General features: G+C 38.3%; 14 protein-coding genes and 1 pseudogene. 3 read left to right on the top strand and 12 right to left on the bottom strand.

The window, feature by feature from the left end; all coding sequences use genetic code 11:
- Nucleotides 1-2: 2 nt before the first annotated feature.
- Together BW724_RS02560 and BW724_RS02555 are read right to left on the bottom strand one after the other, a co-directional pair.
- Nucleotides 3-1,031 carry a TFIIB-type zinc ribbon-containing protein gene (locus tag BW724_RS02560; protein WP_088073528.1) on the bottom strand — a complete coding sequence of 343 codons (1,029 nt, stop codon included), beginning with the start codon at nt 1,029-1,031 and terminating at the stop codon, nt 3-5.
- A gap of 99 nt (nt 1,032-1,130) precedes the next feature.
- Nucleotides 1,131-1,811, bottom strand: a complete 681-nt coding sequence (locus BW724_RS02555; RefSeq protein ID WP_088073527.1) for a PspA/IM30 family protein — start codon at nt 1,809-1,811, stop codon at nt 1,131-1,133.
- A 460-nt stretch (nt 1,812-2,271) separates the two neighbouring features.
- On the opposite strand from BW724_RS02555, the gene BW724_RS02550 reads away from it, so the two are divergent.
- Together BW724_RS02550 and BW724_RS02545 are read left to right on the top strand one after the other, a co-directional pair.
- Complete coding sequence (locus BW724_RS02550) at nt 2,272-3,249, top strand: AEC family transporter (protein WP_088073526.1); 978 nt, start codon at nt 2,272-2,274, stop codon at nt 3,247-3,249.
- Between the two features lie 138 nt (nt 3,250-3,387).
- On the top strand, nt 3,388-3,681 hold the full coding sequence (locus BW724_RS02545) for a hypothetical protein (RefSeq protein WP_088073525.1): 294 nt from the start codon (nt 3,388-3,390) through the stop codon (nt 3,679-3,681).
- Nucleotides 3,682-3,776: 95 nt separating this feature from the next.
- Here BW724_RS02545 and BW724_RS02540 read toward each other — a convergent pair whose 3' ends face one another.
- The 3 genes from BW724_RS02540 to sda all read right to left on the bottom strand — a co-directional run bounded on the left by BW724_RS02540 (nt 3,777) and on the right by sda (nt 6,766).
- Nucleotides 3,777-5,624: an ATP-binding protein gene (locus tag BW724_RS02540; RefSeq protein WP_088073524.1), complete on the bottom strand. Its 1,848-nt coding sequence runs from the start codon at nt 5,622-5,624 to the stop codon at nt 3,777-3,779.
- A 151-nt stretch (nt 5,625-5,775) separates the two neighbouring features.
- Nucleotides 5,776-6,513, bottom strand: a complete 738-nt coding sequence (locus BW724_RS02535; protein WP_088073523.1) for a LytR/AlgR family response regulator transcription factor — start codon at nt 6,511-6,513, stop codon at nt 5,776-5,778.
- A 100-nt stretch (nt 6,514-6,613) separates the two neighbouring features.
- Nucleotides 6,614-6,766 carry a sporulation histidine kinase inhibitor Sda gene (gene sda, locus BW724_RS02530; RefSeq protein ID WP_140354889.1) on the bottom strand — a complete coding sequence of 51 codons (153 nt, stop codon included), beginning with the start codon at nt 6,764-6,766 and terminating at the stop codon, nt 6,614-6,616.
- 301 nt (nt 6,767-7,067) lie between these two features.
- On the opposite strand from sda, the gene BW724_RS02525 reads away from it, so the two are divergent.
- Nucleotides 7,068-7,454, top strand: coding sequence for a cytochrome-c oxidase (locus BW724_RS02525; protein WP_176371264.1), 387 nt, complete (start codon nt 7,068-7,070; stop codon nt 7,452-7,454).
- Between the two features lie 42 nt (nt 7,455-7,496).
- Here BW724_RS02525 and BW724_RS02520 read toward each other — a convergent pair whose 3' ends face one another.
- The 7 genes and pseudogenes from BW724_RS02520 to BW724_RS02495 form a co-directional block, all read right to left on the bottom strand.
- Entirely contained in the window at nt 7,497-8,387 is an 891-nt protein-coding gene (locus BW724_RS02520; protein ID WP_088073520.1) for a DUF6671 family protein, read from the bottom strand.
- A 98-nt stretch (nt 8,388-8,485) separates the two neighbouring features.
- On the bottom strand, nt 8,486-8,962 hold the full coding sequence (locus BW724_RS02515) for a divergent PAP2 family protein (protein ID WP_088073519.1): 477 nt from the start codon (nt 8,960-8,962) through the stop codon (nt 8,486-8,488).
- 72 nt (nt 8,963-9,034) lie between these two features.
- Nucleotides 9,035-10,540, bottom strand: a complete 1,506-nt coding sequence (locus BW724_RS02510; protein ID WP_088073518.1) for a protein adenylyltransferase SelO — start codon at nt 10,538-10,540, stop codon at nt 9,035-9,037.
- A 316-nt stretch (nt 10,541-10,856) separates the two neighbouring features.
- Complete coding sequence (locus BW724_RS02505) at nt 10,857-12,089, bottom strand: endo-1,4-beta-xylanase (RefSeq protein WP_205160355.1); 1,233 nt, start codon at nt 12,087-12,089, stop codon at nt 10,857-10,859.
- A 391-nt stretch (nt 12,090-12,480) separates the two neighbouring features.
- Complete coding sequence (locus BW724_RS02500) at nt 12,481-12,681, bottom strand: hypothetical protein (RefSeq protein WP_088073517.1); 201 nt, start codon at nt 12,679-12,681, stop codon at nt 12,481-12,483.
- 106 nt (nt 12,682-12,787) lie between these two features.
- On the bottom strand, nt 12,788-12,946 hold the full coding sequence (locus BW724_RS23425; protein ID WP_176371263.1) for a hypothetical protein: 159 nt from the start codon (nt 12,944-12,946) through the stop codon (nt 12,788-12,790).
- A 331-nt stretch (nt 12,947-13,277) separates the two neighbouring features.
- Nucleotides 13,278-14,470: pseudogene (locus BW724_RS02495) on the bottom strand (IS3 family transposase).
- Nucleotides 14,471-14,881: the final 411 nt, after the last annotated feature.

Raw genomic sequence — 14,881 nt, 5'->3', positions numbered from 1 at the left:
TCTCACCAGAAACCACCACCTAGAATGAAGGATATTGACTTCATCACAAGTATGATGGAGCCTGCGATTCCACCGAACCATGCTGCTACTTTTGCGCTAGAAATAGGTGGTTTCCCAACTACTTTTCCTGTTTGTCCGTTCATGGCAAAGGTGTGCTCCTGCTTGTCATAGTCGTAATACACCATCCAAACTGGAAGAAGGACATAATAACTACGTCTTTTTCGAGTGCGTACGTCTTTATTTCGGTAACTAACAGAAGAATAACCAGAAACGGTAGAACTAACATAGGAATCTATAAACCTTTGAATTTTTGACTTCACCCGTGAAAAAAGTTGTTCATCTGTGAAGTTATACTTCTCTGCTAAATACCCTGCCAAATAAGGTGTTTTAAAGTCCTTCAAGGCCTCGTAATTATATGGCTCCACCTTATCCATGAGTTCATCATTCATTTTTTCCGACGCATCAACAGGTACTTTCTTATAATTCAAGTCGATATCACGGTATACATCATAAAACTTTGTTTCAGTATAAATATAGTCTCCCCTTGAATACGTCCGCACTCTCGTACCAGTCCCATTCACTTTCACCCGACTGTTTAAATCATACATCCAGAAAGGGACATAAATTCCTGTTATTTCTTTCACCCGATTCCCAGACATAAATCCAGCAGGAGTAAGGAGTCCGTTTTTACACCACTTCTTAAAAGCTTGCTTTGCTTCGTCTTTACTAATTTTAAAAGGTATTACCTTAGATGGAGCTAAAGCGCCAGAAACCCTGTCAGCCAATACTACTCCTGCTCCGCAGAAACTACAGGAGGTTGCTGTCGTATCGGCATCTGTAATGATATCCGCTCCACAGTTATCACAATGATACTCCCTCGCCTCATCCTCTGAAAAAGTCGTTGTTATGTACTCTTCATCGAAATTCTCGATCGTATCTTGTCTCCCACAGCTCTGACAGGAAAGCGTGCCAGAGCCGGTTTCAAATGCCATATCATCTCCACAGTTTTGACATTTATAATGTAGGATCATCTTTATCACCTCTCCATTTTTGCATAATTAATTATTGATATTTATGATGAGAAAACTATAATCGTAACGCACTACAACAGACTTTAAATTATCTTAAATTTATGTTTGATCCTTTCCCTTTACCTCTTCCCTCAGCTTAGCTAATTCATCCTCCAGAGAAGGCTTACTCGGGGCAGATTCAACAGACTTACTGCTTTTTTCTAATGCGTCCAATGGAACACCATTTAATTCGGCCATTGCTTCCGCTTCAAACTGCGCTCGCATGACCTCTTCCTCCATTTGGTCTAATGACGACATGGATTGATACATTGAAACACCTGCTTCATTAATCTTCTTTTGCGCTGATGCAACAGATGCCTTCCCTTTTAGGGTTGAACGGCGTGATTCTAGTGTTTCTATGTCTGAAGCTAGCTTTTCGTACATTTGCTTCAGTTGGCCAGTCGATTCCTTTGCAGATTCATATTGTTTCTCTAGGTCCGCTTCCTTCGTTGCTAATGATGCCTTTTTTTCCAAAAAGCTCCTTGCCATATCTTCCCTATTGGTCTCCATTGCTTTCAAGGCGTATTGGTGCATTTTGTTTATCTCTGCCTTACACTCATTTAGTAGCCTCAACGCCCTTTGCTCTGCCGTCTGTAAAGTTGTCAATTCCATTTTCACCTGGCGAAAATCTTTATCTAACTCTCTCAAATGTTTAGTCACCATTTTCGCAGGATTTGACGTATCTAGCAGAGCATTTACGTTACTGGCCATGATGGTTTTAAACCTTTGTAGCATGCTCATATTAACAACCCTCCCTCATTTATTTTAAATTTGTTTTATCCTATAGAAATCACAAGATACGTAGAGTTCTCATTATGTTGGTTTATATCCAAAATTGATGTGGACCTATTTTACGATTGATGAAGTAGAAAAGTTTCAACTTGAAGCATTTATGTCAGAATTATAGGACATAGGAAAATCAATAAGAAGAACCTCCCCAGACCCTTCCCATCGTGCTTATTAACCTCTATATTATAGCAAATTGTAGGATAATTATGGGAATTAGTTTTTGTAAAATTCAAAATAGAAACAAGTACCTAGTAAAAGTAACCATATATATTGAATAAAGTTCATAGTCCCCCTATCTAAGCCTAATCCTAAGTATTTTTTATAGGTCATCTTCAAATTTTAACAGTGATAGAATCATGAAACTGTTATTATAGAAGAATAAGAAAACAGCTAACAAGAGGGAGCTAGGAGAATGAGTGGTTTTATATTTGCACTGTCAATCATCGTAATCGGTCTATTATTCGGCAGAGGATTAAGACTCTTGCTCGATAAAGGCCTTTTTATAGAATCGCCAAATAAAATGCATCAAGTATTAAAACGATCTACCATGACTGCGTTATTAGTTATTAATCCTATCATTATTTTAGGAGCATTTTGGTTTGTTCAACTTGAGGATTTCCGTTTAGTTTACATTCCCATATTAGGAGCGCTTGCCATTGGATTAGGAGGCTCTTTAGCCCTTTTGGCTGGAAAATTCTTAAAGCTAGAAAACAAACAAAAGGGTGCCTTATTTGCATCAGGAACATTTACTAATTTAGGCAGCTTCGGCGCTTTATTTTGCTTCGTTTTTTTCGGAGAAGCGAGCCTTGTTTTCGTAGCCTTATTTAGGCTGTTTGAGGACCTTCTCTATTATACCGTTGGATTCCCAATTTCACAGTCTTATGGGGAGAATAAGCTGAAAGAACAGACAGTTCCCCTTTGGAAAAAAATCGGGACGAATCCATTTATCATTATGACGCTTACAGCTATTATTATCGGGGGGAGTTTAAATCTATCTCCTTGGGACAGGCCAGAGGTATATGCTGATCTCAACAGTATCCTAGTCCCAATCTTTACGATCCTCCTTGTTGTCCCAACTGGCTTTAACTTAAAAGTGTCGAAGGTAAAAGGTTTTCTAAAAGAGAGCTTCATGATCGCTGGAATTAAATATCTCATCGTCCCTGTAACAGTGACATTCCTCGCCCTTGCCTTGGGCTTGAAAGATATTTATGACGGGATCGCTTTAAAAACAGTGATTATCTTAGCGGCGATGCCACCAGGATTCACCTCTCTCGTTCCACCCCAGCTCTTTGGTTTAGATCAAGACCTGGCCAATTCAAGTTGGTTTGTAAACACGGTCCTGCTAATCCTGGTACTACCAGTATTGTACTTTATAACAATGATTTTTTGACTATACGGTATGTGAAAAAACATAACAGACTATTAAAATGTAAACTAATTACACCCATTTGTTCTTTTTCCCCAGCACTCCTCATACATTAATACAAACAGGAAGGTATTGGACAACTCATACAAGGGGGAAGGACAAATGGGTAATCAAGAAAAAATTGATAAATTGACTGTTATGGGGAAAAAATTGTTTCTTTTTGGAACCCTCACTCTTGCCGTATTGTTCATCACCACTTTCTTTTTCAGCAGTATCATCACACCACTTCAACAACTTCAGTTACGTTTAGCTATTATTGGTGCTGGTTTTGTATACTCTGGGGGAGTTTTCTTCTTTATTCACCGAGGACTAACTAACCTTGCTGGAAAAGGTGAAGAAAGAACCATGAAGGAAGTTATCATTTCCTTTAACGGAAAAGAGCTAGGTAAAATGTAATAGAAAAGAATGTTATATGACAGCCCTTTTGGATACGACTTGACTTTAAAAGGGCAGCAACTCTAGTTTTTAGAGTTGCCGCCAATTGCCAATATTTAATAACTCTCAATAATATTCCTTAACTCTTCATAATGAATTGGTTTCGTAATATAAGCTTTACATCCTTCTCTCAGAGCCTTTTTAACAGTTGACTCCATAGCATCAGCACTCACAGCCACAATCGGGATATGTTTCGTGATGGGATTAGATCTTAATTCTCCTAAGACTTGAAAGCCATCAATATCTGGTAAACTCAGGTCTAACAATACAATGTCTGGACGAATTGAGCACGCTTTTTCTATGCCTTCTTTCCCTGTTGCAACACCAATTAATTCAACATGATCCATCAAATCTAGCATAGAGGACATAACTGCAATATTTTCTGAATTATCTTCCACATATAGTACGGTTATTTGCACTTTTTCACCTAGCGTTTGTTCTTGGATTTCCTGCAACTTCTCGTTGATCATATCCCTATTTGAATCAGCTTTTTTGAAAGAAACCCAAAAGGTTGAACCAACGCCTTTTTCCGAAACTACTCCGTAATGCCCACCCATCCTCTTCGTCAACTGGGCAACAATTGCTAATCCTAAACCTGTACCTTCCCAACTATTCATCGTACTTTTAGAACGATAAAATGGTTCGAAAATTAAATGCGTTTCTTCCTTTTCAATTCCGATTCCTGAGTCTTTAAAATGAATAACAATCTCGTCATTCTGATTAGCGCAACAATAAATACTAATTTCACCATTTGGATTATTGTACTTAATTGCATTATTCAAGAGGTTGGTAACTATTTGGTTTAAACGTACGGGGTCTGCTTGGATAAAGACATCATTCTCTACGTGATGTAACTGCACGGTTACATCCGTTGTATTTAGATCCAGTATGGAACTAATACAATTTTCTAAAAAGGAATTCAACTCGATTACCTCTTTATTTACATTTATCTTTCCTGAGTCTATTACTGTAAAATCTAAAATTTCTTCTATCAATTTCAGTAACTGTTCCGAAGCACCATAAATCTTATTGATTTCCTTTTTATTATTCGCGTACTCTTCTTTCATTAGTAATATTTGAGAATATCCTTGTATCGTATTTAAGGGCGTTCTCAAGTCATGACTCATATGTGATAAAAACATATTCTTTTCGTAATTCGCCTTTTCAGCATTCTCTTTCTCAATTTTAAGGAACATTTCCGATTCCCTTTGACGCGCTGATTCTACTAGTAGTTTTTCATTCGCTACTTTTAATTGGTTGTTTTCTTCTTCTAAGGAGCGTAACCTTTCTAGATCTGAATCTGAAAAATTTATGTTTTTTCTACTATATAATGGAGATTTTTCAATTTGATCATCGACCATTAAGTATTCATGTACTTTTAGGAGTTCATTTTGGAAGTAGGCAGGAGTTTCCAAGCCATTATAACTGCAAACAGTTAGAACATTACTATCATTTATTACTTTGTCACATTCGTTTTCATATATTATTAGATTAATTATAGAGGCAGCCTTCGTGTTTACTCGTCCCCATATCCTTACCCTCACATCTGCAGCACTGTACTCTTCAAGGAATTGATTTAACTGGATAGAGCTATTTTCAGCGCTAAATTTGTTATCTTTAAGATAAAAATCAGTTCTGTTAACAAACTTTATTAAAGCAACTCTTTCCTCCGAGTAACCACTTAACAATAAATCTGTCTTAATAGTTGAGTAAAACTCTTCTTTTTCAATAAGTAATATATACTCTCCATTTTCTAACCCATCAGATATAAAGAACAGGGCATTTTTGTAATAAATTTCATACTCACTAAACACATACATGACATGGGCGCTATTTTTTTCGTATATTCGCTCTAAAAAGTGTGAACGATACTCTATCAATGTTTGGTTTCTTTGTTGATTCACAAAATACCTCCATATAAAAAATAGATATATATATATTTTATAAGAAGACTACTAAAACGGAAAGGTTGTAAGAACTGGTAATAATTAGGTAAACCTCCATACAGAATCTATTGTCAGGGTAGTTTATTCAAAAAAAAATAACGCAAAGGCGTTATTTAGTCGTTTCTATATGAGTGGATAACTCTTTATATAATTCGTTGAGTCGCAGCTTAGATACATGAACATATTGAGGATACTTTCTGAGATGAGCAAAGTACGTTTCCCCTTCTCCTGTAATATGAGAGATCCAATGGATATTAACTATGAAAGAGCGATGGGTTCGGAAAAAATCTAGATTTAACCGTTTATAAATACTTTCCAATGTTTCGTTTGTTTCATACTTTTCATCAAGAGTGTGAATAACTGTCTTACGATTTTCCTTCTCTATGAAAAGAATACTGCTAAAATGTATAAAAAATGATGCCCTAGCCACCTTAACGGTTAGTATTTTCCGATCCTTCTCTGTCATCTTTTTCTTATGAAGAAAGCATTTAGCCTTTTCGAGTCCAACATATAAGCGGTCTTTTTTAAGGGGCTTTAATAAATAATCTACAGCGTTTAAATCAAATGCAGTAGTGGCGTATTCCTTATGACCGGTTAGGAATATAAATTTAATAGATGGTCGAATTTGAATACATTGCCTTATGGCATCTATTCCGTTAATATTTGGCATATTTATATCAGCAATGATTAAATCTGGACCCAAGTCTACCATCATTTCAACAAGACTTTCACCATCATGTACCGATCCAATAATTTCAAAGGCTTTAAGAGGGTTAATAAAACTCGCAATAATTTCTTGTGTATCTAGATCATCTTCTGCAATGAGTATTTTTATTTTCGAGTCCATCAAAAGCCTCCCTTAAAAGAAAATTAATATTTATTAGTTCTATTGTATCATTATCTAACTACCTATCTAAGATCATATTATAATAGGTACACATTACCACTTAATACAGCTTCTTCATTCTTCCATCTTCATGTGTTACTAGTCTTCTTCTTGTTATTTCTTTTTCTAATAGTTCTATAAATTCCATATCTAATGAGAAATACTTCGCGTCCTCATAAGCCCTTACTAGCTCTTCGTCTCTTAATTGATACATAAAAAAATTACCCCTTATAAAAATAAAAGTTATATCCCTATTCACTTTATACATCTTTTTAAACCAAACTGGTAATGTATCAAACTCCAATAAAACAAATGATTGAACATATCAAGCAACGATTTCGTTATTTCAGTATACTTATACGGCTTTTTGACTTAGTTAAAAATATAATACATACAAACTGCTTAGGAAAAACGGCTTATATTCTTTGTCATTTTATACAGGGTTGAAAATACCTATATATAGAAAGTGTTATGTTTAAAAACACTAAAATAACACAAGAGGGAGGGGATTGAGGTTGGGTATTCAGTTTATAAAAATTTCAGTAGTTTACTTTGTCATTGGGGTTTCTCTAGGTCTTTATATGTCTATGACTCATGATTATTCACTCACAGGTGTCCATGCACAAATTAATTTACTTGGCTGGACGTCCATGACTTTAGCAGGACTAATTTATTTTCTATTTCCTAAAGCTACTGAAGATATTCTAGGTAAGGGTCATTTTGTACTGCACAATATCGGCTTGATCATCATGATGATTGCTCTTTTTTCCTTAATCAAAACTGGGAATGATGCCTTAGGTCCTATCGTTGGAATTGGTGGAATTATCTTAACAATTGGTGTCGTTTTATTTGCCATTAATGTATTGAAAAATGTTCGACCAGAAAACTTTAAACTAAAGTAATGAAGAAGCCAAGCCCTAACTTAATCGCTAGCGCTTGGCTTCTTATGGATTGCAAAAGTTACAATGTGCAGGATCGGCATAATTCATTCCATCAGGGCGTTGTTTTTCTTCTACATAAGTGCACTTCTGGCATTGATACACATGAGCAAGGGTCGCATTGGTTGGCATATGACACCATTCACATGGTAATCCCTTCTTCACATCATGAAGACTAAAGCCTGGCGTATCACATTTTGGACAAACTGACTTTAGTTTCTCCAATAAATCTTCTGTAGCTAACTTAATATTCTTCATGCGAGTTGGGTTATACATAGCCCGCATATCCGTTTCTATGACAAGAGTGCAATCAGAAATGGAAGTGACATTGCGATTTGACCTTTGCAAATCTATCATTGCATTGGCTAGGTCCGATTCCGTTGTTATCCCCTTGACCAGCTCAACTTCTTCATTTGAAGTGTTTCGTACCCTTTTTAAGATCACTGCATGTTCAGGAAAACCGATTGCGAGGGCGAATTCCATCGCCTCCTCATAACTCCTGATCTCTTTTTGGGAATAATTTGTGTTGCTATTTGCAACATAGCCAGTCACCTCTATGTCCATTTCCCTGTCTAAAAACAACATTAACTCTCTGTTATAAGGGGCAAGGGGAAAAACCGGGTGTGATCCGAAAGATCCTTCACTTGCGACCCCCAATGTTGTGTTTGTCTGCCTTAATGCCTCTGCTAACTTTTTTCTAGCTGCTTCTAGTTGATTTCCTGGCCTCTCCACTTCCATTGTAAACGTCCCGAATGCATCTGTATCTAACTGCTTAGTGACAATAGTTTTAACCCCAAGTTCCCTTTCCAGCAAAGGAGCGATAACCTTTTCCTTATGATGCATCGTAGCAATGACTGCAGTACGATTGGCAAAAAATTGTTTGAATATCTTCTCCATCAAGTTGACTCCTATTTCATTTTATCTTTTAACTAAACATTTATTTCAAGGACTAGGAAAAGCCGACACTTCTACAATAGAAATGCCGGTTACCTTACTTAATTAAATATAAATTTCCTTCTTCTTGAAAACAAATAACTGAACGTTCCAATGATAATTCCTAATATAGCCCCAACTGCTACCTCTTCAGGTTGGTGACCTAACTGTTCCTTAAGCCGCTTTTCTTTTTTGTCATGGTAATTTCCTGTAGACTCTCCCGCTAGGCGCTCCACCTTTTCTTCCAGTTCATTTACCTTCATGGAGGTTTCCCCTGCATATCTGCGAATACCTTGAGCGTCATACATGACAATTAATCCAAATATGACTGCTAAGGCAAAATCAAGCTTTCTCATCCCTAAGCGGAGCCCAGTATAGGTTGCCAAAGAAGCTACCCCTGCTGAATGGGAGCTTGGCATACCACCGGATTGAAAGATTGCTTCCCAAGACCTTTTTTTTGATTTCACTTGCTTTAACGGTATTTTTAAAAACTGTGCCAGTCCTATTGCAAATAACGCTGTTATAATTCCTCTACTCACGTCATCACCTCTAGACTAGTTTTTGGGAAACAGCTCTTCTCTATTCATGGACAGACCTTTATTTTTCATGAATTAAGTCCCGCAGTACGTTCGGTATGGGGCATTTGATGCAGCTGGTGAACAATATTTTCCTTGTTCCTTGGAAAAATCGAATGGGTTAGTTAAAACGTCTAACAGACTCTCCAGGACACTGAAATCCTCTTTTTCTACAGCTGCGTCCAAAGCTTCTTCCACTAGATGGTTGCGTGGAATAACTTGAGGGTTGGTCTTCCTCATTAACTCATAGGAATCCTCCTCAGACTCCTCTTGTTCCCGACGCCTTTGCTCCCATCTTTCATGCCAGCTCTTGAATTCCGGTTTTTCAAATAAATCTAATACATCTAAATTATTTTGTGTTAATGCTCGGAACGTATTCGTATAATCTGCAGAAGCTCCCTTCATGATTTGAAGTAAATCTGAAATGAGAGCCTCATCTTCCTCTTTTTTATCAAAAATCCCTAATTTAGCCCTCATCTGGCCAAACCATTCAGAGAAATAGTGCTCTTTGTAAGTGGCAATTTCCTTCTGCGCCATATTCACTGCTGTCTCTTCGTCTTCATGTAAAAGAGGTAGCAATGTTTCTGCAAAACGGGAAAGATTCCACGAACCGATATAAGGCTGATTTCCATAAGCATAGCGCCCTTCCCTGTCAATGGAACTGAACACTGTCTCAGGATCATAGCTATCCATAAATGCACACGGGCCATAATCAATGGTCTCACCACTTAACGTCATATTATCCGTGTTCATTACGCCATGGATAAAACCAACAGCCTGCCATTTACTCAATAATGACGCATATTTTTGAATAACTTCTTGTAGCAAAACAAGATAGTGATTTTCAGTTGAAGATTTTATTTGTGGATAATGTCGCTCGATGGTGTAGTCTGCTAGAGCCTTCAAATCTTCCTCCGAACAAAATCTCCTTGCATATTCAAACGTTCCAAAACGAATATGACTGGAGGCGACCCTCGTTAAAATAGCACCAGGTAGCACCCTTTCACGCATCACCGTTTCTCCCGTCGTTACGACTGCTAAGCTTCGCGTAGTAGGAATCCCCAACCCATGCATCGCCTCGCTAATAATATACTCCCTAAGCATCGGTCCAAGTGTCGCACGCCCATCTCCGCCACGGGAGTATGGCGTCCTTCCTGAACCTTTCAGTTGAATGTCTACTCGCTCACCGTTTGGAGTAATTTGTTCTCCTAGTAAAACTGCCCTACCATCTCCAAGCATCGTAAAATTTCCAAACTGATGACCTGCATATGCTTGAGAAATAGGTTCTGATCCTTCAGGTATGTCATTTCCTGCAAATATTTGAACGCCTTTATCATTCGTGAGTTCATTTACGTCCAATCCAAGCGCTTCTCCTAAAGACTCGTTCAACTTAATTAATTTTGGCGCCCTTACTGGGACTGGCTTTTGTGCCGAGTGAAACATATCTGGCAGAGTTGTATAACTGTTTTCCAAATTCCAGCCTTTCTTAAAACTACTTTGGTGTTGTGCATATTCAGATTGAGGCTTTTGGTGTTGTGCCATTTTATATCCCTTCTTCCCCTATACATGGTTGCTTTCTGCTTATTTTCCCTTTATATCCGTCTGATTAAATGTGGAAGTATTTTCCTTTGTATTGAATTGGGAAAAAATATGTTATGTCTACTGTAGCACCAACGAACAGGTATTAAAAACGTTACAACCGTTTTTTTTATGCATTTTTGTATAGATAAGTGGTTTTGAGATGTAGGGATAACATAAAAAAGAAAACTTCCTACCGATTAGAGCGAAGGAAGTTTTCTTTTTGATTTTTAGGGCATTATCTAGTTCAGCCATTATGAAGTAAAGTTTTCACTTTCACTTAAATTTCAACTTTTTCTACGCCACTTTCTTTTTCCAGATGGAAGCTTGCTTTTTTACCATCGCAATCAAGTTCATACTCTCCTAGGTAGCCTTCGAATGATAGTTGGCCATTCTGATCAGTTTTTACCGTAACATTTGTATGCCAGTCTTCTTTAATCAATCTCTTAAGGACGTCATAAGATGGTTTTGGACTATTATCCTTTCTCAAAAAGCCAGCTGGTGCTCCAAGCCAAGCCCCATCATCACTGAATTTCCAAGTCGTGATGGACTCCACAAGTGGGTGCTTAAATAGGATAGTATACATTTCTTCTACTTCTCTCGCTTGGCGCTCTTCATATTCAGGCGTTGTTGGCCAGTCAGCAATTTGGTAGTCGTTCAAGTCCTCGATTTCTGGCGGCATAATATGTCCAGATGTCAACGTATTCTCAGTAAAATGAATTGGCAGACCGAAGTGAGAGAAACGCTCTAACACTTCTTCTAACTTCTCACGCCCCCAATATCCTTGATGCTGATGGGACTGAATTCCAATCACATCAATTGGCACGCCTGCATTTAAACAGCCATCAATGAGAATTTCATAGTTAATGGAAGTATTGAAGTCGTTGATTAAGAGCGTTGCATCAGGATTCATTTCACGAGTTTTCGCAAACATTTCCTTCACGATCCCAACACGACCAAGCTCTTGTGACAATCGAGTAATCCCATTATCGTACTTATCAAAAATCGGCATAATTACTACTTCATTAATAACATCCCAAGTATCAACTAAACCTTTGAAATCTGTTACGTCTCTTTCAATTCGATCTAATTGAGCTTTTAGTATTTCCTCGTTACTCATCTCCAATAACCATGGTGCTGCCAACGTATGCCAGCAAAGGGGGTGTCCTTTCACAGCCACGTTCCTATCTTTTAACCATTGCGCCGTAGCCTTTAATTCCTTCGTTTGCGGTTTCCCTCTCTCAGGCTCAAAGCGCGCCCAATAGAATGGTAGAGTTGCAGAGTTAAATACATCTAAGAATTTATCAATTTTTTCTTTTTGAAAAGCTAGTCGATCTGCTGGTACATTTTCGTTCGCTACGTCTATTGCATCAAAAAGGCTACAACCAAATAAGAATTTGTGGTTTGTCAGATTAAGTGTAACTTCCTTCCCTGCAACAGGATTCCCTGAAGCGTCCACAAGCTTTATTGTTTTGTTTCCCATACGATGTGCAAATTCATTGTTTTGTCCCACGATAGTACCTCCAATTATATTAATAGATTTAGTTTATTAAGAAAACGCTTACACTAAGCTAATTTTCATTTTAACATATCTTTGTTTACTCGTTAGAGTGAGGAAAACGATTTATATTAGACAAAAACTATTAAAGGGGTGCAGGGAATTACTAGAATTGGATATTTGTTAACAGAGGGATTGATGCAGTATTTGGATGTTTGATGGTAGTTGTGCTGCTGTGGACATTTCTGGGGCTTTTTACTTCTGTTTTGTCCGCTGGCATTGGGGGTGCGGACAATTCAACTTCAGTTTCCTTCGCTTTTGTCCGCTGGCATCGACGCTGCGGACATTTCTGCTTCTTTTCCCTTCTCTTTTGTCCGCTGCCATCGACCCTGCGGACATTTCTGCTTCAGTTTACTTCGATTTTGTCCGCTGCCATCAACGCTGCGGACATTTCTACTTCAGTTTCCTTCGATTTTGTCCGCTGGCATCGACGCTGCGGACATTTCTGCTTCTTTTCCCTTTTCTTTTGTCCGCTGGCACCGACGCTGCGGACATTTCTGCTTCTTTTCCCTTTTCTTTTGTCCGCTGGCACCGACGCTGCGGACATTTCTACTTCAGTTTCCTACGATTTTGTCCGCTGGCATCGATTCTGCGGACATTTCACCTACTTTTCCCTTCGATTTTGTCCGCTGGCACCAACGCTACGGACATTTCTACTTCTTTTTCCTTCGCTTTTGTCCGCTGGCATCGCTCCTGCGGACATTTCTACTTCTTTTCCCTTCACTTTTGTCCGCTGCCATCAACGCTGCGGACATTTCACCTACTTTTCCCTTCGATTTTGTCCGCTGGCATCGACGCTGCGGACATTTCACCTACTTTTCCCTTCGATTTTGTCCGCTGGCACCGACGCTGCGGACATTTCTGGTCCTCTGTCAAGAAAGTAGACAAAAATTAGAGAGAAATATCGGTTATATGAGTTGATTTTACAAACTTCCGTTAAAGAATTCTGATACTTAATATTCTTATAACTTGGTTAGATGTCCATCAGCTGGGTTCTCTCGTTTCTTCGCAACTTGACACGGAGCCTCTGCGGGCATGTGTTCCTAGCCACGAAGCCACATAGGTTACAGAACCTGTGGCTCGCCAAGGAGGCTAACATACCCGCCACTCCGTGTAAAGTTGCTTTGTGTCTGCCACTTGAGATTATGCGGCACTTTCTCCTTTGTCTGCTTTTTGCTTATTGCCATGGAGTTTTTCGTACTCATTTGGCGATACATAGCCTAATGTCGAATGGCTCCTTCTTGCGTTATAAAAGCTCATGATGTACTTCCATATTTCCTTAGCTGCTACTTCACGGTTCTCAAACTTCTGTCTGTACACTAGCTCTTTTTTAAGTGAGGAAAAAAATGACTCCATGCACGCATTGTCATAACAGTTTCCTTTACGACTCATACTTATTTGCATGTTACATTCCTTAAGCCGATCAATGTAATCCTGAGAGGTATACTGACTTCCTCGGTCAGAGTGGTGGATTAACCCTTCCCCTGGTTTTCTTGAACTAATAGCTCGTTCCAAAGCTCTTAATGGCAATTCTTTTGTCATCGTTTTATCTGTAGCCCACCCTATGATTTTTCGGGAGAACAAATCCATCACTGTCGCTAAGTACAACCAACCCTGCATTGTCCAAATATACGTAATATCCGTTACCCAAACACTATTTGGTTTGTCTACTTCAAACTGTCTATTTAATAGATTAGGGTAAATTGGATTTTGATGCTTAGAATCCGTTGTTACCACAAACTTTTTCTTCGGTGTTGCTCGTAACCCCATTTCCCGCATATATTTACCAACAGTTCTTTCAGCTATTTTAATCCCAAGTTTCCATAATTCCCTGGTAATCCTAGGGCTACCATAAACAGACCTATATTCAAAGAATAGCCTACGGATCTTTGCCATTAACCTCTTTTTTCTTTGCTTACAAGGCAAGTTGTTTTCTTTGCTGGTTTTTATCCATTTATAATATCCACTCTTTGAAACCTTTAGGACTTCGCACATCTTCACAACTCGAAATTCCTTTCGGTGCTCATACATAAAGTTAAACTTAACTATCGGCCTTTCATGAAGATGTGCGCCGCCTTTTTTATAATCTCATTCTCCTCCTTTAATTCATTAATTTGATCTAGCAGTTCTTTCTCACGTTTCTTGTACTCTCCAGGTGTAATATATTCTGTTCCTTCTTTACTTTGCTTTAACTTTTCCCGATACTTTTTTACCCAGCGATATATGTTTTTGCTTGAGATATCCATTTCACTACTAACCTCTGTAGCTTTCTTTCCTTCTTCTACTACTAACTTAGCGATATACTCTTTAAACTCCTCATCATAGGTTTTAATCATTTTGACACGCTCCATTTCTAGATTATGGTTTTATTCTCTCCATAACGTGTCCACTTTATAGTCTAGACCCATTTCTACTTCTTTTTCCTTCGCTTTTGTCCACTACCATCAACACTGCGGACATTTCACCTTCCTTTTCATTCACTGTTGTCCGCTGCCATCAACCTTGCGGACTAGATTTCAACCCTCCCCTTTTCCTGTCCGCAGTCACCAATAACAATCCTTCCCCGGCCTCTCTTCTAAACCGTCAAATTAGAACTAACAACATTAATCTGGCCAACCTCATTCTTCCACCATTTACACCACAAAATAGAAAAAGCCTACCCAATCACCAAAAATGCGATTGGATAGACTTCCCCTTATAAACTTAAACCTTTAAATACCCTTATTACTTATTTTTAATGCTTTTAA

Source organism: Litchfieldia alkalitelluris, from assembly GCF_002153425.1.
Taxonomy (GTDB): Bacteria; Bacillota; Bacilli; order Bacillales; family Salisediminibacteriaceae; genus Evansella; species Evansella alkalicola.
The sequence above is the reverse complement of the archived record's forward strand: the minus strand, read 5'-3'. Positions and strand labels throughout refer to the sequence as shown.

Bases quoted from the DNA above. Each gene is read 5' to 3' on its own strand.
- BW724_RS02560 (WP_088073528.1), bottom strand. From the start codon at position 1,031: ATGATCCTACATTATAAATGTCAAAACTGTGGAGATGATATGGCATTT.
- BW724_RS02555 (WP_088073527.1), bottom strand. From the start codon at position 1,811: ATGAGCATGCTACAAAGGTTTAAAACCATCATGGCCAGTAACGTAAAT.
- BW724_RS02550 (WP_088073526.1), top strand. From the start codon at position 2,272: ATGAGTGGTTTTATATTTGCACTGTCAATCATCGTAATCGGTCTATTA.
- BW724_RS02545 (WP_088073525.1), top strand. From the start codon at position 3,388: ATGGGTAATCAAGAAAAAATTGATAAATTGACTGTTATGGGGAAAAAA.
- BW724_RS02535 (WP_088073523.1), bottom strand. From the start codon at position 6,513: ATGGACTCGAAAATAAAAATACTCATTGCAGAAGATGATCTAGATACA.
- sda (WP_140354889.1), bottom strand. From the start codon at position 6,766: ATGTATCAATTAAGAGACGAAGAGCTAGTAAGGGCTTATGAGGACGCG.
- BW724_RS02520 (WP_088073520.1), bottom strand. From the start codon at position 8,387: ATGGAGAAGATATTCAAACAATTTTTTGCCAATCGTACTGCAGTCATT.
- BW724_RS02510 (WP_088073518.1), bottom strand. From the start codon at position 10,540: ATGGCACAACACCAAAAGCCTCAATCTGAATATGCACAACACCAAAGT.
- BW724_RS02500 (WP_088073517.1), bottom strand. From the start codon at position 12,681: ATGTCCGCAGCGTCGGTGCCAGCGGACAAAAGAAAAGGGAAAAGAAGC.